This is a genomic window from Verrucomicrobiia bacterium (assembly GCA_036405135.1).
In the GTDB taxonomy this organism is placed as follows: Bacteria; Verrucomicrobiota; Verrucomicrobiia; order Limisphaerales; family JAEYXS01; genus JAEYXS01.
The window spans coordinates 24300-47269 of the sequence record DASWYF010000003.1 but is presented as its reverse complement, the minus strand read 5'-3'; the positions used below and the strand labels follow the sequence as shown (position 1 = coordinate 47269).

Here is a 22970-nt window from a genome sequence, read left to right as displayed (position 1 = left end):
CCCTACTTCTTTTTCTTCGGTTCCGGATACTTCACCAGATACAGCTTCTCCAGCACCTCGCCGCGCATTTTGCCCTTCAGGCTGCCCGCCTTCTTGATATCGATGCCCTCTGCTTGCGCGATGGCGATCCACCGGTTGAGCGTTGTCTCATCGATCTTCGCTGCAGGATTCACCTCATGCCCCGGAGCTGCTTCGGAATATTGGCCGAAAATCTTTTCCTGCTTCACCAATTGCGTGACGGACGGATCCACCAAACCATGGAACGCACCACGCGTGCCGAACCATTGCGCTGCGCGGAACAAAGACGACCCCGGCCGCACATCCGTGAGATAGATCGTCGCCAGCTTATACTTGTGCAACTGGTCTTGCAGCAACGGCACGGAGATGTCCTGCACCGGCTTGTCTTGAAGGATCGCCAAAGCCGCTGCATGACCCGCCGCCTGTCCCAGCGAAGTCCACGTCGGCTCCATGCGCAGGCATGAGAAACCTACATGACTCGCTGATACCGCCACCGGCACCAGCAGATTGCCCACATCCTTCGGCACGATCACACCGTAAGGCACCTGAAACGGCGGGATGCTCTTGTAGAATTCACCCGTATGCTTGCCATCAAAGCGCATGCCCGTGCGGCCCGTTCCATGGCAGTTCAGCGAGTAATCCCCCATCGTGATGGAATCCGTGAAGAGCTTGGATCGCACATCATTCGTGGCCTTCGCCGTATCGTTCTCCGTGTAAACATACTGGCCGACCATGCGACGCGCCTCGCGCACATAAAGCATCGGCGGCACATAACCGCTGTCCACGAACTCATCTCGGCACAGCCCCCATTCGCGTGCTGGCCCTTGGATATTCTTAGGCACTGCGGAATCGTTCTGCAGGAAATACAGCAGACCGATGTTGTAGTAATAATGCTGGTCCCAGATGCGTTTGCGCACCACTGGCACGCCATCGGGATAACCCGCATTGATATCCGGCATGCTCAGACGCACCGGCGCGTGAGGTGTGTCATTCACATCCGCCTTGCGATTCGGCAGCAACGGCAAGTGCGTGCGATAGATGCCATCATGATCGCCCGAGAAAACCTTCTTCAACTTGCCCGAGGCGAACAGATCCAGCACGCCCACGAAATCCTCACGCTTGTAACCCTGCGGCGCCTGCGGCAATACGCGGTTATCTGGATGATCCGTCATCATCAGACGGAAGTTGTATCCCTGCACCTGACGATCGCCGCCTTTCGGCACATCGGCGGCGAGACTCTCGCCATACGCATCCGGACCTTCGCGACCTACGGTGTAAGCCACCCCCGCTTTCGCCATCAGGTCGCCCTCATACGTGGCATCGATGAACATCTTCGCCCGCACGATCATTACATTGCCATTCGCACCGATGAACTGTGCTGTGCGAATCATCGGCCGCTCCGCTGTTCCGCCCACCTCCACTTCACCGAGACGATACTTCCGCAGCAGACGCACCGGCGGCACCTCATTCAACATCTGGGAGAAAGCCTTGAGATTCACCATCGGCTCACCATGCAAGCCACGGAAAGACGCTTCATGCTCCGGAGAACCGATGCCATGCTGCGAGATGTAATACCGCTCCACCCGCATGCAAAGCTCCTGATAGGCCCCTGAGAGGGATTCCAGCGTGCGCGCATCCGTCCACGAAAGCCCGCTCGTCACCATACCGCCGATCCGGTCTGAAGATTCCACCAGAATGACTGAATGCCCGTTCTTCGCCGCCGCGATCGAGGCCGCGATGCCCGCGGGCGTGGCCCCGTAAACCGCCACATCCATCCGCACCTCCTGCGCGCGTGCAGCCGAAACCAAACCGCACAGAAGCAGAACGCAACAGACCAGCCGCCGGACAACAAGGTGAGTCATAACGTGCCGCCACTCTGCCACGACCACTTCACAAAGCAAACTCTCAAGTCCTGCCTTGCTGCCTCTGCCCTCTGTTCTGGGTGATGTTTTCATTTTCTCACCCGCCCATGTCGCATAAATCATGCCCTTACCATAATGGGAGGGGTGTGACATCCATAGACACAGGGGTGAAATATTTTGAAAAATCTTTCCGATGCTGGATCAGATCATTCACCGCCCCTATCCAAGCACTCACTTTTTAAGATCTATCTTCTGCAGTTCAATACGGCCAAAATCTACCACCGTATCACTCTCTTGTTCTTTCAAGACAACCTCAACCGTGCCGCGATAATAGGTAACCCGCGGTTGCTCGCGGGTTCCCACCGTGGCGAACGACTTCGCTAACACAGTATAATTCCCGGGCGTCAGATCCTTCGCTGACCATTCTTCATTCTGGCCTTTGGCAAGCAAGGTCATCCCCGGCGTCGACACGGGTTTAAAGGCCGCCTCCCAAGACACCCCTTGAGCCAGCAGAAACAGTTGCACCCCACTGGCCTTGCTTCCCACCACCTCCCGCGGCCACTCGATATTGCCCCGGAAAGAATACGTTTCACCACCCAGTTTCAGATGCGTCGTCTCACCAGGACGCACCTCCAGTTCACACATCTGACCAAATGGCCTTACCTGCATACCATATTGAGTGACACTGGGTAGCGACACCTGCGCCGTCAATTGGCCGAACGGCACCTGCTTAAAATAGAATTTCCCCTGTTTGTCGGTCGTCGCCTTGAATGCTTCCCGATCCAAGTTCACACCCTTTTTATTTCCCTCTTTAAAATTTAGAATGACATCGATCCCTGCCATCGATTTACCGTCCGTAATATACACTCCCTCCACCCTGCCCCATGGTTTGATTTGCAAGGTTGGATTATCCAACAGTGCCGCCATCGTCTCCTCTCCATAACCGCTAGCGTGCGGGATAACTACGCGTTGCACCGTGCCATCTTCTATGAGGTTCAATATCCCAGATCGATCAGTTCTCCTCAGCACTGAATAGTCGGGATCGTCACCGAAACCTCTATGACTCAATCTGAACCTAGTTTCCGGAAAAACTATTCCTACTAGAACATCAGATGCCGGACGTCCATCAGGGAGTTTAACCATCACGCCATGGTTACGCCGGGGCCGCAGCGACAAATCAAACCGAACCGTCCCTGCATTAGCGGGCACAAGCTCGGTTATGTAGGAAGAGTATCCTTCTGCTTCAAATTTGAAGATATATCCCGGATTTGTTTTGGCCTCCAACACGGGTGTTTCCAAAGAATGGCGAAACGTACCTCCCGTGAATCTTAGCCGAAAGCGCTCTATCGTGCTCCATTCCGGACGATACCCTTCCTCACCCAATTCCTTCCTTGGATAACCGGTAAGGATGCGGAACTTCGGCAATGGCTGTCCGGTTTCCGCATCTTTTACCGTTCCCTCGATCACCAAGGCCGGTTGCAGAACGATCTGCTGCTCCATATCATTTGCTGCAGGCACCTTGACATGACTGGATGACATGTAACCGGGAGCACGAACACGCAAAATAAGTTCCCGGTCTGGCGCGTTTGGTAAAAAGGTCCGGCCATCTGGACCACACTCCATGTTCAAGTCAGGCACAGGTGATTTTTTATCCTTAGTTGCCCCATTATCATAACTGGACATAAAGATGAGGGCACCTGGTATCGGCTCTCCCACAGTGTTGACCACCCGTAACCGCAAAGTATTTCCCCGCTGGAGCATTATCCGAAAAGGCTCCATCCCTTCCACCAGCACCACCTCTTGGGTAAAAGGCACAAAGCCTTTCACATAGACGTTCAGCGAGTTAGTGCCGGGTTTACAATGAGTGATCTCAAACTCACCCTTGTCATTGGTTTTTCCCGAACGTGCATTCAAACTCCGAATGGAGATCATATCCGTCTGCACGGGCATTCCTTCAGGATCAACCACCACACCTCGCACCGTCACTGGTCGAGCCAATCTTAACACATGTGTCCCCTGCCGTAATTGTCCTTCCATCTCAGGTGTTTGGGTCACAAATTGCACCGGAGATTCGATCCACAGGTCATGCTTTGCCTTGCCCACAACTCTCGAAATCATCCCATTCGCAATGCGACTGAGACGCCAATGGCCTTTCCCATCCGTCAATGTTTCAATGGACCCAAATTCATGCGATTCGAACACCTCGTCCCATTGGGGATTAATATCGTGGTATAATGCCACAGTCGCTCCCGCCGCTGGGAGACCATCCGCATCCAGCACCCTCCCGCTGATCGTCACCGCCTGCTCCAGTCGCACGACATAGGATTCCGGCAGGGTTTTCCCATCTGCCGGCGACCAGAGCAGACGCTTGTCCGCATAGCCGTCGCCTTGTGTCCTCAGCTCCAGCTTGGTGACGGTTCCCCGCGCCACCAGCACCTCCGCCTCGCCCACCTCATTGACCTTGAAATCCGCTTCCGTCACTTTCTTATCCTCCCACTGCCGCACCTTCACAATTGCTGCCGTCACCGGCTGACCACCGACATCTGCTACCAACTTGAGCCGTATGAGATTCGTTCGCGTTGCGTCAATCGCCACAGGTTCCACTGCTGCAACCGTCACCGGGGCCTTTGATGGTGATGTCGATGGAACTGACCGAGGCGCTCGCTTCACCTCAGCCACCGGGTGATCTCCCTCAGAAGCAGTAAAAGGCATATGCAGTCTTTCCGGCCAGCCCACCACTGCGACTGCAGCGATGATCGCCAACACCGCGAATGCCCCTTTGAACAATCCCCATGAGAGCAAAGTTAGACCTCCACTCATCGCTCCCGCTGGAGCCAAACTTTGCAACGCCTTGCTGCCCACCCCCGCCGCCAAGCCCACCGGCCCCGCCATTACCGCCCGCTCCGTCAACAACGTCCCCAGTAATGCCGTCGTCAGTGCCACTCCTCGCGCCAAAAGCATCTCCCGCAACTTATCCACCGCCCGGCTCACGCGCTTTTGCGCTGCATCTTCACTCACACCAAACATCGCCCCCAAGCTGCGCAAATCGCGCTTCTCAAAATAGCGCAGCAAGATCGCCTCGCGATCAGCAGCCTCGAGTTGATCAATGGCTTCATCCAGATACGGAGCAATCTCCTGCCAGGTGGATTCATCAGATTCATGGAGCATCATGGTCGCCGCCTCCTTTTCCCGCGCCTGACGACGTATCTCTCCGCGAATGAGATTGCTGGCCACAAACCCCGTGTGCCGGTGCAACCAGCCGCCGAGCATCACGCGCTCCGATAGCGATTCCGCCTTGCGCGCCAGATCGGTGAACACCGTCTGCGTCACCTCTTCCGCGCGATGCGCATCCCCACGCATCCGGCGGAGCGCCGCCGAATACACGAGGTCCACATAGCGCGTGACGAGTTCCCGGAACGCAACTTCCGAGCCGTTCGCAGCATACTCCCGCAGCAATTGATTGGCGTCATTCATGGTCGTCTTCTTATCCCTAGGAAGCCGCCCGTCTCCGAATCCGACAAAAATGATCAAAATATCATCTGAATTGAAGTCTAGATCATGAAAAAGTTGCCTTGCCAATAGCGCAGCAAACCACCAAATGGCTTCATTTCCTCTTTTATATGCACCGCGTGTCGGTCAATTTATCTCTCAACTAGATGAGCTTATCCAACCGCCTCAAAAAAAACTCCTTCCAAATCGAACCAATGAACATGATTCAAGAAATAAAAGGATTCCGCCATTATCTGGAAGGATTGAGCATTCAGGATTCCACATTAAATACTTATTCAAATTTAGTTTTCCGCATCGATCGAGAATTGCGCACCCCTATATCATCGGAGGCAGTCAGCTCCGAAGACGATGTCAAACGTATTGCCGAAAGTCTCATTGGAAATGAATTCCCGAAGGAGTATAGAAAAGATTTACGCTGCATTATTCGGTATTACCTAAAATACACGCACCCTGAGCTTTTTAAACCAAAGGAGCTTCGTGAAAAGACCTTCTCAGATATCTCACTTCAACTCGAACAAAATGGTGATTTCAATGGCTCACAGAAAGTATTGCGCGCAATTGCTCTACGCAGAGGACAACGGGAATTCAGACGCAGGTTAATGTTAGCTTACGGTTCATCATGCTGTATAACCTCCACTTCCGTTACGGATATCTTAGAAGCTGCGCACATTGAACCATATGCTATCGGCGGTAAAACTGTAACTCAAAACGGCCTACTACTTCGCGCTGATATCCACACTCTTTTCGATTTAAAATTGATTTCAATCAACCCCGAGAATCATACCGTTTTCTGCAGTAAAGAGCTGTTGAAATCCAAAGACTATCAATCCCTTCATGGTAAGAAAATGATTCTACCCAAGAAAAAAGACGACCACCCGTCTCCCGACTTACTCCAGAAGCATTACCTTCAAGCAAAGTCTCCATAATCCTGATTTTTCAGCAAAACCCATGCAAACCTTCAAACTCGTCCTCCCTGAACACCTGAACCACGCGGGCTTTCTCTTCGGCGGCAATTTGCTGAAGTGGGTGGATGAGGCTGCTTACATGGCGGCGCGATTGGACTATCCGCCGTGCGAGTTCGTTACCGTGGCCATGAATCAGGTGCAGTTCAAGCAGCGTGTGGAACTTGGCAGCATCCTGCTCTTTGAAGTCCTCCGCACACGCGTAGGAACGACGTCTGTGGATTATTCGGTGAATGTGAAGAAGTCCGGCGGGCCGAATGCGTCTGACGCCATCATCTTCTCCACTACCGCGACCTTTGTGCATATAGACAGCGCAGGGCAAAAGCAGCCTCTGCCGAAACTGTGATTGAAGAAACGCAACGCAATGTGCTGCCGGATTCCAGCCGGCAGTCGGGGAACTAGCGATAGATCAAAAGAGGCTCAAGAAGAAGCGAGTGCAGCGAAATCCGCCAGGCACCCATATGGTGATTTGATCCGACGTAAGCGCACATACGGCCGGCTGGAATCCGGCAGCACGGTGGTTAATGCTACGGCGAACCGTCCCGAACATCACCCGTTTGAAATCACCCCCTTTCCATCCTTCCCCTTGGCTTGACGCTCTGGCCCCCATCCGGTTTGCTGTGTGACCTGCTTTTGGCCCGGCAACGGGTTGGAGGCGGATCAATTTTAAGAAGAAGATCATGAGCAACGTCCGCGTCCGCTTTGCGCCGAGTCCCACGGGTTATCTCCACATCGGTGGAGCCCGCACTGCTTTATTTAACTGGCTCTATGCCCGTCACACGGGCGGCACCTTCGTGCTGCGCATTGAGGACACGGACACGGCGCGCAACAGTCAGGCCGCCATCGAAGTCATCTTCAATGGTCTGAAATGGCTCGGGCTCGATTGGGATGAAGGTCCGGTCTCCAGCACGGATTTCAAAGCGTCCAAGGGTGATAAAGGCCCTTACTTCCAGTCCCAGCGCTCGGATATCTATCGTCAACACGTCGAGATCCTGCTGAAGAAGGACATGGCGTATGAGAAGGATGGCGCCATCCGTTTCCGCATGACGCGCGATCCCATCCTTATTCCCGACCTCGTCGTCGGCGATGTCTCCCGCGCTTTGACGGATCGTGAAGAAGTGGAACCCGATTTCGTCCTTGTCCGTTCCGATGGCCAACCTGTGTTCCATCTCGTGAATGTCATCGATGACTTGCTGATGAACATCACGCACGTCATCCGTGGTGAAGATCACTTGAGCAACACCGCCAAACACATCGCCCTCTTCCGCGCCTTCGGTGCTGAAGCCCCGAAATACGCGCACATCCCGCTCATCCTGAACAACGATGGCTCCAAGATGAGCAAACGCGACACGGGCGCTTCCATGCAGACTTACATGGATGGCTTCTTCCTGCCGGAAGCCGTGGTGAATTATCTTTGCCTCCTCGGTTGGTCGCCTAAGGACGGCAGTCAGGTCATGCCCATCCAGCAGATCATCGAACGTTTCGATCTGCCCGGCATCCTGCGTAGCAATGCCCGCTTCGACATGGTGAAGATGCAGTGGATGAACGCCGAGTATCTGAAGACCGCGCCCATCCCGCAATGGAACGCCCTCTGCCTGCGTGAACTGCACAAGGCGGGCATCGATACCAGCGCGTTTTCCGAGCAATACATCACCGGAGCACTCGCCACCTATCGCGAGAAGCAACAGCAGCTCATTGATACACCGCTCACCGCGAAGTTCTATTTCAGTGACGACTACGTCACGGACGAAGAAGCCGCCAAGAAACAGCTCGTGCCCGAGAACAAACCGCGTGTAGAAAAACTGCGAGATGCGTTGAATGCCCTGCCTGCTTTCAATTCAGACGGCATTCAGACCGTCTTCAAAGCGACCGCCACAGAAACAGGCGTGAAAGTTGGCGCACTTGTCGGCCCCGTTCGCGTCGCCGTCACCGGCAGTGGGGTCGGCCCGAGCCTCTATCACTTGATGGAAGTTCTCGGCAAAGATCGTGTGCTGGCACGGATCGAGAAGGCGTTGCCGCGATTTGCTGCATAGCGTAGCCGCCGAGGTCAGGAGGCGGAACTGACTAGCTTGTAAAATCGTGAATCGGACTTCTCCGGTTCACGATTTAACTTTTTAACGATTCGCCGCCTTCACGTCCTTAGAGGCACCGTCGCTGTTTCAGTCACTTGCTTGCGGCTGAACAGTGTGAGCAACGGCCCGGTCATCATCGTGGTCACAAGCGCCATGATCACCAGCATCGCGAAAATGCGTGGTGAGAGGATGCCCATGTCGTAACCGATGTTCAGCGCGATCAATTCCATCAGACCGCGCGTATTCATCAATGCGCCCAACTGTAGGGATTCACTCCAGCTCATGCCGGTGAACCGTGCGGATATGGCACTCCCTCCCAGCTTGCCCAACGTCGCCACCGCGATGATTACCAAACACATCATCCAGCCTGAAATGTCATTCAACAACCCGACTTGCGTGCGCAAGCCCGTGTAAGCGAAGAACAGCGGCAGGAGCAGGACGGAACTGAAATTCTCCACACGCACTGCCAGTTTCTCACGGAATCCTTCGGTATTCGGCATGATTGCACCTGCCAAAAACGCGCCGAACAGCGCGTGAATACCGATGACCTCCGTGCAGAAGGAGGAAGCCATCACCACCATGATGACCCCGGCCAAAGTATTCTTCGAAGGCACTTCCGCATCCGCCTTCAAAGAACGGTTCAACAACGGCCTCACCACCCAGATCATCACAGCGATAAAAGCAAGCACAGCCACGAGGTTCAGCGCCACACCGTTCAAGCTCGTGGCCCGGGCAATAGCCACTACGAATGCCAAAATGCTCCAAGCCGTCACATCATCCACGGCGGCACACGTAATGGCGGTGCTGCCCAAGCTTGTCTGTGTTAGTCCACGCTCTTGCAAAATGCGGGCGAGCACGGGAAAGGCCGTGATGCTCATCGAGATGCCCATGAACAAAGCGAATGCGAGAAAGGATGCGTTTGCCGCTGCGAGGTTGGTATAGAGAAACCACGCCAGCACGACACCGAGGAAGAACGGGAACACGATGCTGGTATGACTCACCAAAACCGCTGCATGAGCTTTCTGCTTCACATGCTGCACATTCAGTTCCATGCCCACCACGAACATGAACAGGCATACGCCGATCTGGCTGAAAAGCTTGAGCACGCCCAGCGAATCAGTCTTAAAGACATAGGCGAAAGTCTCCGGCGCGATCGCACCAAAGAGAGATGGACCCAACAATATGCCCGCCGTCATCTCCCCGATAACCGCCGGCTGTCCCAGTCGTGTAGCGATCATGCCTGCCACCCGTGAAGCCGCGATGATGACCAGCAACTGCATGAAGAGACGTCCCAAAGGGGCAGCCGAATGCGCAGCCATCTCGGAAAACATCGCCTGAACAGCAGAGCCACCCTCGGAAGCCGTTTGCACAACAACAGCAGAAGTGCCTGAAGGAGCTGGCAAAGAAGCCCCCTGATGCAATACCCACATGATGGCGGGTATCGCCACCACGAACATCAACAGGTAAAGCAATGCAGTGCGCTTCATCCTCTTGAAGCTAGAGCTGAAATCGTGCTAACTGAAATAATTCTATTCTATCTCCGTTATGCCGATCTGTTATCAGGAACGGAAGCCAACTATTTTCGGCTCACGATCTTTTCCGCCAGCGCAATGCCGACTTCAGCAGCCGCGCGAAATTCGTGGCGCTCCAGACGGGTGCGGTAGTGCAGCCAGAGCAGCCTCTTCTCCTCGGGATAGGTAGCGGAAGCTTGCAGCAACAGTCCCACATCACGCCTGTCCGGCGTCTCCGACATCACCACTTCACCGACCTGCAAAGCCAGCGACACATTGCGATCGCCGCTTTTCCAGAGCCGCAGCACCACATCAGGCGCAGCAGTGAGCGGGACTCTATCCAACCATAAGCCGTTTGCCCCTGTGCCTTGCAGCAAGGGCTCCAACAAACTCAAGCTGCGTGGCGCATCGCCAGCCTGATGATAGATCTTGGCCAGTGCCAGGCGTTCCTGTGGAGTCGCGGGCTTTTCCGGCAGAGCTTGCAAGGCGAGATCCAGGCGCCCGGCGTTCATAAATTTCTCCGCCCGTTGGGCACCGGCAGGCGGCAGGAGCATCTTGTCGTATGCCTTCACCGCCAGCGTGGGAAGTTTCTTGCTCAAGGCAAATTCGGCCAAGGCCTTGTAGCCATCATCTGTTGCCGGGATCAAAGACCACAGCTCCGTGGCGTTCTGCCGGATCTGCCAGGCGATCTCCAGACGCTCCTTGAACAAACGCGGCTGTGTCACATCCGCCAGCAGGAGAAATTCCCACGCTTTTTCCGGATCGCGATCAGCCAGCGCGGCGGCGAACTTAAGCGGTATCAAAGCCTGTTTGGGATTAAGTCCCGTGGCCAAGGTCGCTTCCTTTACAGCAGCTTGCCGGTCCTTGATGAAGGCGATGTCCAACCAGGCACGCTCCAATCGCAACTCCCAGTTGAGCGGATCAAGCCGCAGGTACTTCGTGAACAAAACGCGCGTATCTTCCGCATTGGGTAAGGCGTTTACATCGTCCCGCCAGCTCGCGACCTGCAGCCGCAGCCAAAGATTGGCACGCTCAGTATTCAACGGCCACAGCAACACAGCGGCGAACGAATGTTTTAACGCCTTGTCCGTTGCCACAGCTTTTTGTTGCGCCAGACGATACTCCCGGAAACTTAGCATGGGTAATACACTCAAGACCACGAGCAACAAACCGCTCAAGGCGAGAGCTATCCCACGTTGCCGTGAGGCGAGCTTGAACGCGGCCTCCGGCTCGCTCGCGTCTCGCAGTCCGACGACGATGCCTAGCATCACCGCGCCCAAAGAGGCGTTCGCCACCACCTGCCAGGGGAAGTCGAAGATCGAGTGAGTCATGATGGCTACCAGCCCGGCAAATGCGCCCAAGGCCAGCTCCGGCTCTTGGGTCTTCCAACGCGAGGACCAGAACCAGCGCACTACTTTACGCCAAAAACAGATCGCAAAACCGCCCAACACCAGCACGCCCCACAAGCCCGCCTCCGAAATCCATTGCAACAGATCGTTCTCCGCGTGCCAGGCCGTGCTGTCGCCACCGGCGGATTTGAAAAGAATATTGCTGCGAACGTACGTTCCCAAGCCCGAGCCCATGAGCGGGAATTTGTCGAACACCGTGACGGCGTCACTCCATAACCGCCATTTAGTGTAACTGGCAGAAGTCTCATCCTGAGTTTTGGTGAGTCGGTCCAGCGTCAGCCCGGCAAAAGGCAAAGCCGCGAGCATCAGTACCAATGCCAGTGCCAACAAAGCAAATCCGCGCCTGCGGCTGGAAGAATGCTTTTTCAGGCCCAGCACAAGCATCAAACCGCCCGTGAGGAGGGCCAACAGCCCGCTACGGGAACCGCTCATCAAGGCGAAAGTCATGGCGCCGCCAGCCAACCCCAGTAGCAGCCAGGCAATCCAAGGTTGACGTGCCGGTGCTGCGGATTCTTCAGCACGTCTGGAGCGCAGAGGATTAAAAAAACGGATTGAAACGGCACATAGCATCAAAGCCGCCACCATGAGCCAGCCGGCGAAATGATTGCGGTTGGCGAAAGTTCCTCCGCTGTTTCCCCAACGTACCGGCCAGAGTCCAAGCACCATGCGTTCAGAGGCTCCGGCGTAATAAGTTTCGGCAGCGATCTGCCCGACAATGCCAGCTCCCAATGCAGCTGCCAGCCAGAGCACGGCTCCGGGAAGGCGCACGAGTTGCCGTACAAGAGAAAACAGGATGGCCAACAGGAAGAACTGCCACAGCCATCGCAGCGTCAGTGCCGGGGAGAGTGTCAACGTGGTCCAGCCTGCCGCTTCCGGCTGGAGAGGAAAACGCGCAGCCAGATCGGCGCGAGCCGGAGAAAGGACTTTCACCAACGCCAGAGGCAGCGGCAGAAGACTGATGACCAAGCCTGCAACGAATACGGCGAGGAGCCATCGCGGCAGCAGGGGCACGGATTCGCGCCACTCACGAGTGGCAAACCAAAGGGAAACGCCGAGCAAAATGCCCAAGACACCTTGGGCCTCGGTGGTGACACTGCCGAACAGCAATGGCGCGAGCGCCACGGTCAGCAGCAGGAAAAGCATGCCCGCCAGTGAACTGAACGAGCTGCTCGCATTTGCCGCTTTTGCCTGATGGGAGCGCACGGTCTTAGGTTGTCGGGTTTTTGAGGTTCCTCAACCCAATTCGCCTTGCGCCATCATCTGTTCAGGCCTTGTTGTCAGTGCTTGACTGAGCCGGGTTCTCAGAGGGAGAAGAGGGTTGCTGTTGTGACAGCTTCTGGGCACGACGCGCCTTGAAATCTTCTGCTTTTTTCTGCTCCTGCGTGGCGATCTCCTCAGGTGAAACCGGATTGCCAGAACGGGCATGCGCTTCCACCTCCATGGAATGGATACGGCGGCGCCCACCACTGCGGGAAGCCATCTTCTTGGCAGGTGAGACATTGCCCTCTGTCAACGGCGCATCCTTCGCCGTACGGTAGTAGGCATGGTAGTAATAATTGTAATAATAACTCGGGTGATCCGTGGTGATGCCGTTCAGAACTATGCCGAAGATGTGCGCGCCACGTTGACGCACGAGGGAGAGGGCGTTCTTGGCGAAGCGCATCGAAGTCTGGCCTGCCTTCACGACGAAGAGCATGCCATCCGCCAAGTTGAGCAGACAGAAGGTGTCGTCGATGGCCGTCAATGGCGGGCAATCGAAGAGGATATGGTCATACTCTTCACGTGCTTCCTTCACGAACTCTTCCATGGCGGGGCTGATGAGCAGTTCGCCCGGATTGCCGGGCAACTTGCCCGTGGAGATGATTTTCAGATTGGGAACCGGGGTGTCATGGACCACATCCGCCCAATGGATCTGACCGGCGAGAACTTCTGTGAGGCCGGGTTCTCGAGATGTCTGGAAATAACCATGGATATTGCCACGCCGCAGGTCGCAATCCACCAGCAGCACGCGGTTGCCTGCAGCAGCCAAGGTGGCGGCGAAGTTTACGGTAAAGGTCGTCTTGCCGTCACCGGGCACGGCGCTCGTGGTGATGATCGTCTTCTTCGGCTGGTCAGGATTGCCGAAGATGATGGCTGAACGGACGCCACGGATGGATTCCGCGAACATGCTGTGCTCATCCAGGTTTGTGACCAGCAGACGCCCGTCGCGGAGGGACTTGTTATCCTCTTGCGGGACCTGCCCCAGCACAGGTTCTTCCAATTCCTCCTCGATGTCTTCAGCCAGCTCCAGACGGTCGTCCAGACGATGCAAGAGGAACACAAACACCAGCCCCAGGCCAAAGCCTGCCAACACACCGTTGGTGATCATCTTGGGGCGGTTTGGGCCGATAGGTTCGGGCGAGCCAGCGCCTTCCTCCATCACAGAGATGATCTCATCGGCAGCATTGCTCTGGTCGATCCTCATCTCGCGTTCGCGCAGAGTCAGCAGATTTGCCTTGGCTCGCGCCTCATCCTCTTCGAGTTTCATATACTCGTTCTGCAGGCTGTAGGATTTCTGCACCTCGGTCCTGAGGTTGGCGATGAAATCGTTCACTGCCGCCTCGGTCCGTTTGAGGGAGGCGATCTTGGCCTCTTGCATCTGCCGCGCGGTCTTGACAAGTTCGGCCCGTTTCTCAGCCAGCACTTTCTCCTGCAGTTTCAGATCACGCTCCAAGGAGTCGATGTCGCGCTGGATTTTTTGCAGATAAGGATGCTCAGGGAGCAAGTTGACATTTTCCGTTTTTTCCGCCTGACGTTTCAGAAGGGCGAACTTGGTCTGCGCGATCTGCCCCTCTTCCATCGAGGTGTCGACATTTATCAGATCTGCCTTGTCCAAAGGCAATCTCTTGCCGTCCTCAGCGCCACTTTCACGTTGCTTGTACAATCCTTCAGCGAGCTCCTCGGCCGTCGTGCTTTCCAGCACCTGACGCTGGAAAACCAAGTTGTTCAATTCCTCCAAACGGCTGTCCAGACGCTGCTGGGCGGCCTTCCCCGTCTCGATGACACTGCCGATGTTGTATTTCTTGCGGAAGGCGTCCATATCGCGACGGATCTGTTCCAGTTGTTTTTCGTTCCGCTGGATGTCATTGCGTGTCTCGATACCGCTGATGCCGAGCAGGTCTTCCCTCTGCTCGATCTTGAATTTCACGAACTCACGGGCCCAAGTGCGGGCATGCTGCTGGACGATGTCGAACTCATTGCCCTGCACCGTCAGAATGAACGTGGAACCCGCACCTACCGAGGTACTCATGGAAGTGACGGCGGGATTGGCCAGTCCGGAAGGTGATTTATAATCGGTAAACTTCTCCGCCACACGGCTCTTGATGCTGCTGAGATATTGCAATTGCGATTCTTGAAAAGCCACCTCTTGCACGACGACCTTGCTGTCTTCAACGCCGGTCCGCAGACGTGGCTTGATGCCCAAGGTGGAAGTGGCCTGGTAGATATTCGGCGAATTTTTGGCCTGGTAGAACGCGATTCCACCACCGGCCAGAACACACACCAGAATGATCCACAGGCGGCGTCCAAAAAGTTTGAGGTACTTCCGCAGATGGATCGACAGGTTCATGCGATCCACCAGCGACGTACCGCCAGCCGCCGGGCCGTATAAAGGATTGGGGGCGCCTTTGCTCATTATTTGAAAAGGAAAGTTTTCTCGCGGACATTGATGCGGTCTCCATCCTGCAGCACAAGGTCTTTGCTCTTGCTGCGATCGCCTTTTTTGATCACCGATTCCATATCAAAGACCAGGGCGTCCTGTTTGTTTCCGGAGATCTTGTCCTCCCGAAACACCTCAACCTTCCGCAGATTGGCAAACTCGCTGTAGCCCAGTTTGATCAATGCGGTGGAAAGCAGCACTTCTTCTCCTGGAGGCAGCGGCATCACCCCCCGGCATTCGCCGATGAACAATGCCTGTCCGACCTTCTGGCTTTTATCCACGATGGAAAGTTTGATGGTGGCCTTCTTGTAATATTTGCCTTCCAACTGTTTGCGCAAAGCCTCACTCACCTCATCGATCGTCAAACCTTTGGCATCCACCGAGACCACGGGGTCATCAAACCCGATGCTGACAGGGACCGTCAGCCGGCCCAGCGGCCCGACCGCTTCCACTTTGCTGCCGGTAGAGGGGTCCTCTTCCACGCGGAAGCGCACCTTGTCCATCACATCCAGCTTTGCGGGTGCATTGGTAACGGACTGCGGCTGTTCCTGTGCTTGCATGCCGGTAACGGCAAACATCAGCAACGCGAAAAGAAAAAGACGCATTTTCATAATCAAATTAAAACTGGCGTGTCAGGTCGATCGTGATGCGGTTCTGGATGTAATCGTTGCCAGCCGTATCGGATTCTTTCAGTCCCAGTGTATAACTCACACCCATAGTCCACTGGCGGCTTAACTTGAAGCCGCTGCCGATGTTGAAAAGGTAACGGTTGGCCGACTCGCCGAAATTGGAAACCCCGATATGCTCGTAAGCAAGGGTGCTGTAAATCGAGACCCCTTGGGAGGCAAGCCAGTTGATGCTGTATTGGACGTTGTAGGTGTCCGTGAAATTGCTGCCGTAACCCAAACCTAGGCTGCGACCACCGCGCAAGCCATGATTGGTCCGCTTGTTTATCGTGTGCCGCACACCTGCCTGATAGGTGAAACTGCTGAAGTTCGACTGGTCGGCGATGGAGCCAGTATCGAAGTAATCCGACGTGGTCCAGCCGGCAGAAGCCTCCAGCGAAATGAACTTGGTCAATTGATAGGATAAACGCGGGCCGATGCTGAAATTCCAGCCGTCATTCTGCACTGCCTGACGATACATGGAGAAAGTAAAGGCACTGTAGGCTCCCACCGTGAGGCGTGAATTGGCCACATAATTCACCCCCGAGGTGAAGGTGTGATCATCCCGGTCCAGACTGGTGAAATCGGAATTCAACGAACGGTCGATCGTGTAGTCGTAACCGGCGTAGAACACCCATTGCTTGGCGGGACGCCAGTCGGAGGAAATGCCCACCGTGTTCACAAAGCGCTGGAAGCGGGACAGGTTGACCCCGCCCCCGGCAGCGTTGTTCGCCGCCGCAATATCCACCGGGCTGATCTGCACATAAAAGATGTCATGCAGGTTTACCCTGCCCTCTTCGAAATAGAGGTAGTAATCTAGCCGTGAACTGGACCGCGGCGATACCGTGATGGTGCTGACATCGGGGCTGTTCAGGTACCACCGGTAACCCACTCCGATATCCAGTTGAAGCACATTCCGGTCAGAGATCGGATACAGGAAACCAAAACCGATCTCAGGTCCGATGGAGATATCCGCCACCTTGTTGTTCTCCGACAGGTTGATGTTATCGTTGAACTCGGCGACAACAGTGCCCGTCAACCGGCCAGTCAGTTCACCCCATTTCAGATTATAGCGGTTCGGCTGGGGCGAACGGTATGGCGGCGTCGGACCGGTGCGGCTGAGGAAATCCTCACCCACTTGCGCGTCTGCCGTTGTCGCCATCGTCATCATGATGCCAATGCCAAGGACCCAAAGCCGGATGGCTCTGTCTAGTTTCCCACAACTGTTTTCCAGCCGCTTTTCCCAGGCGCTTGTTAGATTCATCAGTCCCTTTTTGTGCGCCTCAATTAAAATTGCTGACCGGAGCCTGCTCCACCCTTAACAAGGTAGGATCAATGCCGCCGATCGTTGAACCGAACGATGGTGGCAATGTGCCGCCTGGGGATGCAGTCGGCGGTGTGGGACCCTGTCCGCTGATGGTTCCAGTACCGGCTGCCTCATAAAAGATGATCGTTCCATCGGTGCGGCCCAAAGTCAGGCCGGTAGGAGCCAGCACGAAAGTCAACGTGGAATCTGGATACAACACAGGATTGAACCCATCCGGCGAGCCCACATTGACCGGATTATTGTTGCCGATCTTGGAGTGAACCGTGAAAACCCCCTTCTGGGTATCTAAGGTGAATACCACTGAATCATCTGCCCCGATCTCAAATTTCCAGTCCTGTAAAATTTTGGGGAGCAACGTATACTCGCCGGATACAGAATCGACCCCGACGACTCCTGATCCGCTGTAGTTGATGTTCAGTTCACCATGGCCGTCCAAGGTAAGTGTCTGCTTGCCACCCGGCTCCACGGCGACGGAACCGGCTGCGCTGCCCACTTGCAGCGCCGAACCATCATTCCAGGCGAGCTTGACCTCGGGTTTTTGACCGCCGGAAGAGCTGGTCACCGGCGAACCGTTGCGAAACTGCACGTTCCCATTGGCCAATTCAAAGCCTTTGCCCGTGCGCATGTTGTAAATGTGCACGTCGTTGCCATAGCCGCTGCCTACAAACTTGTCGCAATCATCAAGCAAAGCATACTGGAAGGTGCCACCAGGACCGGTGCTGGAGGTGATGGAACGGGAGAGCGTGCAGAGAATATCTCGGTTGGCCGGGAAGATGTCAGAGTCCGAGTTGTTATGGGTATCCACCATGAGGTTGGTAGAGTCCCACTGAAAGTCAGCTTTTTGGTCCGTCAGGATTTGGGCCTGCCAGCAGCGGATCTGCTCCATGCCGAAGCGGATGTAACCTTTCGTCACGCGCCAGCGGAGAGCGGTCCGGTCCGGACTCATGTAGATGACGGCGGTGGTGCCGTTCGTCAGGGACACAGTTTTCTGTCCTTCCTTTTCGAACTCCCATTGGAATTGCGCCATGCCGATCTGCACCTTCTCCAGCAATTCACCCGCACCACGGGCCATGATGAGCGGGCTGAGCCGTTTTGTGCGTTTGCCCCCATCAGCACCTGTTTCCTCCACCAGGGGTCCTCCAGTCATGGGGGGAACGAAAGAGAAAAGCTGCATCGTCTGGCCATCCGCATTCTCGGCATCCACTTTGCCGTTACCAGAGACGTAGTAGGAACGGTCTTTAAACTCATCATAACGCAGGGTGGAGCCGCCGCTCATGCTGGCTTTGCCGCCATCATGAAAACGCAGGACAACCGCATTGGTATTCGCAGCAGGCGTGGCAAGGTCAATGATCTGGCGGGAGAAATCAGGAATGATCTGGCAGGCAGCACCCAAATCCACCTTGCTGCCCCACCCCTCAAAACCCGCCGCATCAATCACCACTTCGTGAGTGAGGCTGTTGATACGCAATTCATAAGGAGGTTTTGCCGTAACTATACTCACGGTAAATCCAGCGGCTTTTGCTGCCTTATCCAACGACGACATTTCCTGCGGCAAAACATACTTGGTGCCCGCCACTGAGACAGTCATGCCCCTGTCAGGTGCCGGGGCCAGTGAAATTTGCGTACGCGGCGCAGCCACACGTGCCGGAGCCGTTTGCGCCAAGGCACTTAGACCGGCTAGGGCCAACAGGATTGTCAGTATCGTCTTCATGTGGTCACACTGCCCATTCCAAAACTCAAATTAATCTTGAGTAGGCAATTTAATCAAGCATAGCCAAATGTCTCTACCCACTGCTCCACTTTCCTTGCTCAGTTTCTCATTGCTAAGTCCAAGCAAGCATATGGCTCTATCTTGCTCAAATTGAAGCATTGAAGGTCAATTTTGACCATCCGTAGGCCCGCTCGTTTTCCCTAGGGTTTTCCCTTACCATCAATATCGGCAACCCTAATTTGCTTTTTCTTAAACACCGCCTAATATCCACAACCGCCGTAAGCCTTTTTCAAACTACTACTTATGCAAACTCCGGAACCCAGCCCCCTTTTACCGGGAAATCCCGCGCCTGACGTCTCGGCCCCGACTCAAGACGGACAAGTCATTTCCCTTAAAGACTATCGGGGCAAAATGGTGATTCTCTATTTTTACCCCAAAGACAACACACCGGGATGCACTACGGAGTCCTGCGGCTTCCGGGACAGTTACAACCAGATCAAAGCGAAGGGGGCCATTCTTTTTGGGGTCAGCGGTGATTCGGTCAAATCCCACCTCAAGTTTGCCACCAAATACTCCCTGCCCTTCCCGTTGCTCGCAGATACCGACCTGGCCATCGCCAAGGCTTTTGGCGTCTGGGGCGAGAAGAAGTTTATGGGCATGACCTTCGACGGCATCCACCGGATGACCTTCCTGATCGGCCCGGACGGAATCATCAAAAAGACGTGGACCAAGGTCAAAACCGGAACACACGCAGCCGAAGTGCTCGCAGCTTTGGATGAATGAGCCATGAAGCACTCTTCACAACCCTCAACATCCTGAAGGGCTTTCAAAGATCAAGGAATACCATGGTGATACTCTTCAAACAAATGGAAGGGGCGCCCAAAAACTAATCGATTGCCCTTTGACACCCGCTGGCTCAGTCACTTATAAATACCGGGCGAATTAACAGCTAACCATCAATTGCTCAAACTATGGCTATCTCTGTCGGCTCCAAGGCTCCTGACTTTTCTTTGAAATCCAAGACCGCTGAAGGCTTGAAGGATGTGAAACTCAGCGAAAACTTCGGCAAGACGAACACCGTCATCCTCTTCTTCCCGCTCGCTTTCACGGGCGTCTGCACACAGGAGATGTGCGATATCACCGCCGGGCTCAGCGCCTACAAGGGCCTGAACGCGGAAGTCATCGCCATCAGCGTGGACAGCCCGTTTGCCCAGGAAGCTTGGGCGAACCAGAACAAGATCGGCATCACCATCGCCAGCGATCTGAACAAGAAGACGGCTGCAGATTACGGCGTGCTGCTTGGTGATCTGATCGGTCTCGGCTCCGTCAGCGCCCGTGCCGCGTTCGTGGTGGACAAGAACGGCGTCATCCAATACAGCGAACAGACTCCGACCCCGAAGGAATTGCCGAACTTCGCCGCAGTGAAGGACGTCCTCGCCAAGCTGGCCTGAACGATCATTTAAAAAACGCAGGCGGGCCGGTCCTCAAGACCGGCCCGCATTTTTTCTGCAAAACAGGCATTCAAGGATTGGCGCTCAATTCCCCACCAGCCCATAAGCCCTCGCCATCGCCATCAGCATCCCTTCCGTATTTTTCTTCGGGTCGCTTTCCCGCAGTTTCTCATGGAGTGATGCATCCCAATCTTCCGTGAGGAAACGGAACACGAAACCATTGGAATCTCGCAGGCGGTTGTAGGCCGCCTTGATGTCCAAGACCATGGTGATGCGGCGGAGCGGACAATTCAACTCACCCACATCATGTGTGGCAACCGGGATGAATCCCATCACGCGCGTGTGGAAGAGATACGGGCTGTGCTTCTCACCTTCGAAGATATCCGTGATGTAATGCGTGAATCCGCGTTGCACGGTTTCTTTGCTGGCTTCACGCATGAGCGCTCCCACCACCACGATATATTTGCGGTAATCTGGCAGCACGGCGAAGCGGCCGATCTCGGCGATCTTGTTTGCCTTCACGAAGCCCTCGATATCCACACCGTTACCGAGCTGTTTGAAACCGTATTCCTTGTAAACATCCAAGGGCAGCTCATACAAGACACGCAAGACACCCACGGGTTTCTCTTCCACGAAGACGACGAACCAGGAAACTTTCGGGTCGGTGAGATCTTCGCTGATGAACATCTTCTGTTCATTGGCCACCCAGTTCTTTTCTTCATGGTAGGTGGCTTTTAACACCGTGATGGCGTGCAGACGGTCTGCTTCTGTATTCACCCGCGTCACCCGTGTGCGTTTTTTCAGAGAGAGTGTCATTTGCGTTTGCTATTCGACTTCCATGTTTTCCCGGACAGCCGGGAGATTTCTTCCATCATGCGCGCGTGCCATGCCCTGACCTCTTCCGGGGTCGGCTCGGCGATCTTCTTTTCCGGCACCAGCGGTTCCCCGATCTCAATCACTTGCGGTGACGATTCCTGGATGGGCTGCCCTTCCGGATTCGTTGGAAACCGCACACCCACCGGCAGCAACGGCACACCCGTCTCCAAGGAGAGTTGCGCCGCCCCGTAAAATCCCTTCAACAGTTCCTTGGGATTCCGGTTCACCGTGCCCTCAGGGAAAATGCCTACCGGGGCACCTTCAGCAAGCCGTTGCCTGGCCCGCTCGAAGGCGGGCAATTTATCTACGAACAGCGGCTTGAAAATATTCAGGAACTTGGGCTTGGCCGGTTTCCGCACCAGCGTGATCACCTGTGCACAGCGATATAATATGGCCACTGGCGGAAAAAGGCAAAAATTCCAATCAGCCATGAAATGGACGCGCTTGCCGTCGCGCAAAAAGAACAGAAGACCCGGTATCAGGATGGCCTCAGAACGCTGGCTGTGATTCAGCACCACGATGTAAGGATCGTTGCCCGCTTTAAGACGCTCCGCACCACGCACCTCCAGAAAATGCCTGCGATAAAGCTGCAAGGCCAGCCGGGTCAGGAAACGGGTGAGGTGGTCCTTGGCCAAATAAGGTAGCGGACGCCGCCACATCTCGCCGGGCGCCAGATAAGGACGCACCAGCGGGGATATGGGTGCCGTTTCACTTGCACCTACATTGACCGCCTGTTCCTGCATTCTTTATGTCTTGGGCCTGGCAAGGCACAGCCCGCCCACCGGTGGTTGACACTTCTGGGCGAACCGGTCGCTCGGGCCATCTGCGCGAAGCCTAGGTAGCACCGCCGATACGAACAAGTATTTTTCCCGCTCAATTTTGCCTCGCTTCCGCTCCCCCTTCCCCGCTCAACGCGGCGGACCAGACCAAATGTCCATGGCGGGTCAGGTCCGGTTGGCGGCTTTACATGGCGCAGAAGACTGGTAAGTATACTGACAGTCAAAGAGTTTTCCCCGGTCGTTTTGCGGTGAATACCCGTTGATCATCCTGTATCATCAGGATTTCCCGGAGCTTTTTTGAAGCATGAAAACGATCTACAAGTACAAGGTGAAACGCCAGGAAACGCAGGAAGTCGAAATGCCTGTGGGCGCGCAGATACTGACGGCCCAGCCCATCGATGTGAATGTGTGGATCTGGGCCATCGTGGACACCGAAGTGCAGGAAAAGGAGATGCGCCGCATCGCCGTGCTCAAGACCGGCCAGGAGATCACCTTGAACAGTGATGCACTCCTCTACATCAACAGCGTGCAATTCGGCGGTGGCGAACTTGTCCTGCACGTCTTCGAATACACCGGCAACTGAACCGTCCCACGCAAATAAAAATGTAAAACCCGCAAGGCGTTCCGCGCCTTGCGGGTTTTGCTTGGAAGAATGTTCACCTCAGGGATTCACCGTGATTTTGGACCATTTCATCCCGTGCCGTGCGGCATAGGCGGCAAACGGGCGTTCGTACTCCATCAACACGGCCCGAACCACGCTGGAATCATCCGCATGACCAAACTCCGGCACATCATCCGGGATCAGATCAAACTGGCGGTGGGCATATACGAGGGCGAAAACCGCGCTGGCGATGGCAAAGTAGGGCAGTTCCTTATCCGCATTCTCGGCATAATCTTCCACCACATCCGCCAGAAACTCAAGCTGATCCACCAGATGCGGGAACTTGGGTGCATTGATCTGGGCAAACTCCACTTTCAACAATGGCAACTTGTGATGTACACCCGCCAATATCTGAGGTGTGATCTTGGCGGCCCCGTTATGGACAAATTTCAAAACATCTGGCATGAGCAGTAGACTACAAAACGCCCGGCCCGGTAACAAGCCGGGAAAAACCCCATT

General features: G+C 55.1%; 17 protein-coding genes. 6 read left to right on the top strand and 11 right to left on the bottom strand.

Going from position 1 to position 22970, the window contains the following annotated elements; genetic code table 11:
• Positions 1–2: 2 nt before the first annotated feature.
• Both VGH19_01955 and VGH19_01950 read right to left on the bottom strand, forming a co-directional pair.
• Positions 3–1880, bottom strand: a complete 1878-nt coding sequence (locus tag VGH19_01955) for an FAD-dependent oxidoreductase (protein ID HEY1170108.1) — start codon at positions 1878–1880, stop codon at positions 3–5.
• A 231-nt stretch (positions 1881–2111) separates the two neighbouring features.
• A complete protein-coding gene (locus tag VGH19_01950; GenBank protein ID HEY1170107.1) occupies positions 2112–5354 on the bottom strand; it encodes a sigma-70 family RNA polymerase sigma factor in 3243 nt (1080 codons plus the stop codon).
• Between the two features lie 182 nt (positions 5355–5536).
• On the opposite strand from VGH19_01950, the gene VGH19_01945 reads away from it, so the two are divergent.
• The 3 genes from VGH19_01945 (at position 5537) to VGH19_01935 (ending at position 8385) form a co-directional block, all read left to right on the top strand.
• Positions 5537–6316 (top strand): HNH endonuclease signature motif containing protein, encoded by a 780-nt coding sequence (locus VGH19_01945; protein ID HEY1170106.1) that lies wholly within the window; start codon positions 5537–5539, stop codon positions 6314–6316.
• 22 nt (positions 6317–6338) lie between these two features.
• Positions 6339–6698 (top strand): acyl-CoA thioesterase, encoded by a 360-nt coding sequence (locus tag VGH19_01940; protein ID HEY1170105.1) that lies wholly within the window; start codon positions 6339–6341, stop codon positions 6696–6698.
• Between the two features lie 334 nt (positions 6699–7032).
• Positions 7033–8385 carry a glutamate--tRNA ligase family protein gene (locus VGH19_01935; protein HEY1170104.1) on the top strand — a complete coding sequence of 451 codons (1353 nt, stop codon included), beginning with the start codon at positions 7033–7035 and terminating at the stop codon, positions 8383–8385.
• A 98-nt stretch (positions 8386–8483) separates the two neighbouring features.
• Here VGH19_01935 and VGH19_01930 read toward each other — a convergent pair whose 3' ends face one another.
• The 6 genes from VGH19_01930 to VGH19_01905 form a co-directional block, all read right to left on the bottom strand.
• The gene (locus VGH19_01930) at positions 8484–9911 is read right to left on the bottom strand and encodes a cation:proton antiporter (protein HEY1170103.1); all 1428 of its coding nucleotides are present in this window, start codon (positions 9909–9911) and stop codon (positions 8484–8486) included.
• An 89-nt stretch (positions 9912–10000) separates the two neighbouring features.
• Positions 10001–12547: an O-antigen ligase family protein gene (locus VGH19_01925; protein ID HEY1170102.1), complete on the bottom strand. Its 2547-nt coding sequence runs from the start codon at positions 12545–12547 to the stop codon at positions 10001–10003.
• A gap of 61 nt (positions 12548–12608) precedes the next feature.
• Positions 12609–15017: a polysaccharide biosynthesis tyrosine autokinase gene (locus VGH19_01920; GenBank protein ID HEY1170101.1), complete on the bottom strand. Its 2409-nt coding sequence runs from the start codon at positions 15015–15017 to the stop codon at positions 12609–12611.
• Positions 15017–15652, bottom strand: a complete 636-nt coding sequence (locus VGH19_01915; protein HEY1170100.1) for a hypothetical protein — start codon at positions 15650–15652, stop codon at positions 15017–15019. Before VGH19_01915 ends, VGH19_01920 begins: the two co-directional genes overlap by 1 nt.
• 7 nt (positions 15653–15659) lie before the next feature.
• Complete coding sequence (locus VGH19_01910) at positions 15660–16877, bottom strand: hypothetical protein (protein ID HEY1170099.1); 1218 nt, start codon at positions 16875–16877, stop codon at positions 15660–15662.
• 112 nt (positions 16878–16989) lie between these two features.
• Positions 16990–18744 carry a hypothetical protein gene (locus tag VGH19_01905; protein ID HEY1170098.1) on the bottom strand — a complete coding sequence of 585 codons (1755 nt, stop codon included), beginning with the start codon at positions 18742–18744 and terminating at the stop codon, positions 16990–16992.
• 303 nt (positions 18745–19047) lie between these two features.
• Between VGH19_01905 and bcp the strand changes: the two genes are divergently transcribed.
• Both bcp and VGH19_01895 read left to right on the top strand, forming a co-directional pair.
• A complete protein-coding gene (gene bcp / locus VGH19_01900; protein HEY1170097.1) occupies positions 19048–19527 on the top strand; it encodes a thioredoxin-dependent thiol peroxidase in 480 nt (159 codons plus the stop codon).
• Positions 19528–19715: 188 nt separating this feature from the next.
• Positions 19716–20195 carry a redoxin domain-containing protein gene (locus VGH19_01895; protein ID HEY1170096.1) on the top strand — a complete coding sequence of 160 codons (480 nt, stop codon included), beginning with the start codon at positions 19716–19718 and terminating at the stop codon, positions 20193–20195.
• A gap of 84 nt (positions 20196–20279) precedes the next feature.
• Here VGH19_01895 and VGH19_01890 read toward each other — a convergent pair whose 3' ends face one another.
• Both VGH19_01890 and VGH19_01885 read right to left on the bottom strand, forming a co-directional pair.
• Positions 20280–21011: a GNAT family N-acetyltransferase gene (locus VGH19_01890; GenBank protein ID HEY1170095.1), complete on the bottom strand. Its 732-nt coding sequence runs from the start codon at positions 21009–21011 to the stop codon at positions 20280–20282.
• Entirely contained in the window at positions 21008–21814 is an 807-nt protein-coding gene (locus tag VGH19_01885) for a 1-acyl-sn-glycerol-3-phosphate acyltransferase (protein HEY1170094.1), read from the bottom strand. The genes VGH19_01890 and VGH19_01885 overlap by 4 nt, the downstream gene beginning before the upstream one ends.
• 340 nt (positions 21815–22154) lie before the next feature.
• On the opposite strand from VGH19_01885, the gene VGH19_01880 reads away from it, so the two are divergent.
• Positions 22155–22433, top strand: a complete 279-nt coding sequence (locus VGH19_01880; protein ID HEY1170093.1) for a hypothetical protein — start codon at positions 22155–22157, stop codon at positions 22431–22433.
• A 78-nt stretch (positions 22434–22511) separates the two neighbouring features.
• Here the strand turns inward: VGH19_01880 and VGH19_01875 are convergent, their stop codons facing one another.
• Positions 22512–22916: a DUF1232 domain-containing protein gene (locus VGH19_01875; protein ID HEY1170092.1), complete on the bottom strand. Its 405-nt coding sequence runs from the start codon at positions 22914–22916 to the stop codon at positions 22512–22514.
• Positions 22917–22970 lie beyond the last annotated feature (54 nt).

What these genes read in the sequence shown, in the direction of transcription:
- VGH19_01880 (HEY1170093.1), top strand. Translation starts at nt 22,155, where the DNA reads ATGAAAACGATCTACAAGTACAAGGTGAAACGCCAGGAAACGCAGGAA.
- VGH19_01935 (HEY1170104.1), top strand. Translation starts at nt 7,033, where the DNA reads ATGAGCAACGTCCGCGTCCGCTTTGCGCCGAGTCCCACGGGTTATCTC.
- VGH19_01875 (HEY1170092.1), bottom strand. Translation starts at nt 22,916, where the DNA reads ATGCCAGATGTTTTGAAATTTGTCCATAACGGGGCCGCCAAGATCACA.
- VGH19_01955 (HEY1170108.1), bottom strand. Translation starts at nt 1,880, where the DNA reads ATGACTCACCTTGTTGTCCGGCGGCTGGTCTGTTGCGTTCTGCTTCTG.
- VGH19_01895 (HEY1170096.1), top strand. Translation starts at nt 19,716, where the DNA reads ATGGCTATCTCTGTCGGCTCCAAGGCTCCTGACTTTTCTTTGAAATCC.
- VGH19_01920 (HEY1170101.1), bottom strand. Translation starts at nt 15,017, where the DNA reads ATGAGCAAAGGCGCCCCCAATCCTTTATACGGCCCGGCGGCTGGCGGT.
- VGH19_01940 (HEY1170105.1), top strand. Translation starts at nt 6,339, where the DNA reads ATGCAAACCTTCAAACTCGTCCTCCCTGAACACCTGAACCACGCGGGC.
- VGH19_01905 (HEY1170098.1), bottom strand. Translation starts at nt 18,744, where the DNA reads ATGAAGACGATACTGACAATCCTGTTGGCCCTAGCCGGTCTAAGTGCC.
- VGH19_01915 (HEY1170100.1), bottom strand. Translation starts at nt 15,652, where the DNA reads ATGAAAATGCGTCTTTTTCTTTTCGCGTTGCTGATGTTTGCCGTTACC.
- VGH19_01930 (HEY1170103.1), bottom strand. Translation starts at nt 9,911, where the DNA reads ATGAAGCGCACTGCATTGCTTTACCTGTTGATGTTCGTGGTGGCGATA.
- VGH19_01890 (HEY1170095.1), bottom strand. Translation starts at nt 21,011, where the DNA reads ATGACACTCTCTCTGAAAAAACGCACACGGGTGACGCGGGTGAATACA.
- VGH19_01885 (HEY1170094.1), bottom strand. Translation starts at nt 21,814, where the DNA reads ATGCAGGAACAGGCGGTCAATGTAGGTGCAAGTGAAACGGCACCCATA.
- VGH19_01910 (HEY1170099.1), bottom strand. Translation starts at nt 16,877, where the DNA reads ATGATGACGATGGCGACAACGGCAGACGCGCAAGTGGGTGAGGATTTC.
- VGH19_01950 (HEY1170107.1), bottom strand. Translation starts at nt 5,354, where the DNA reads ATGAATGACGCCAATCAATTGCTGCGGGAGTATGCTGCGAACGGCTCG.
- bcp (HEY1170097.1), top strand. Translation starts at nt 19,048, where the DNA reads ATGCAAACTCCGGAACCCAGCCCCCTTTTACCGGGAAATCCCGCGCCT.
- VGH19_01945 (HEY1170106.1), top strand. Translation starts at nt 5,537, where the DNA reads ATGAGCTTATCCAACCGCCTCAAAAAAAACTCCTTCCAAATCGAACCA.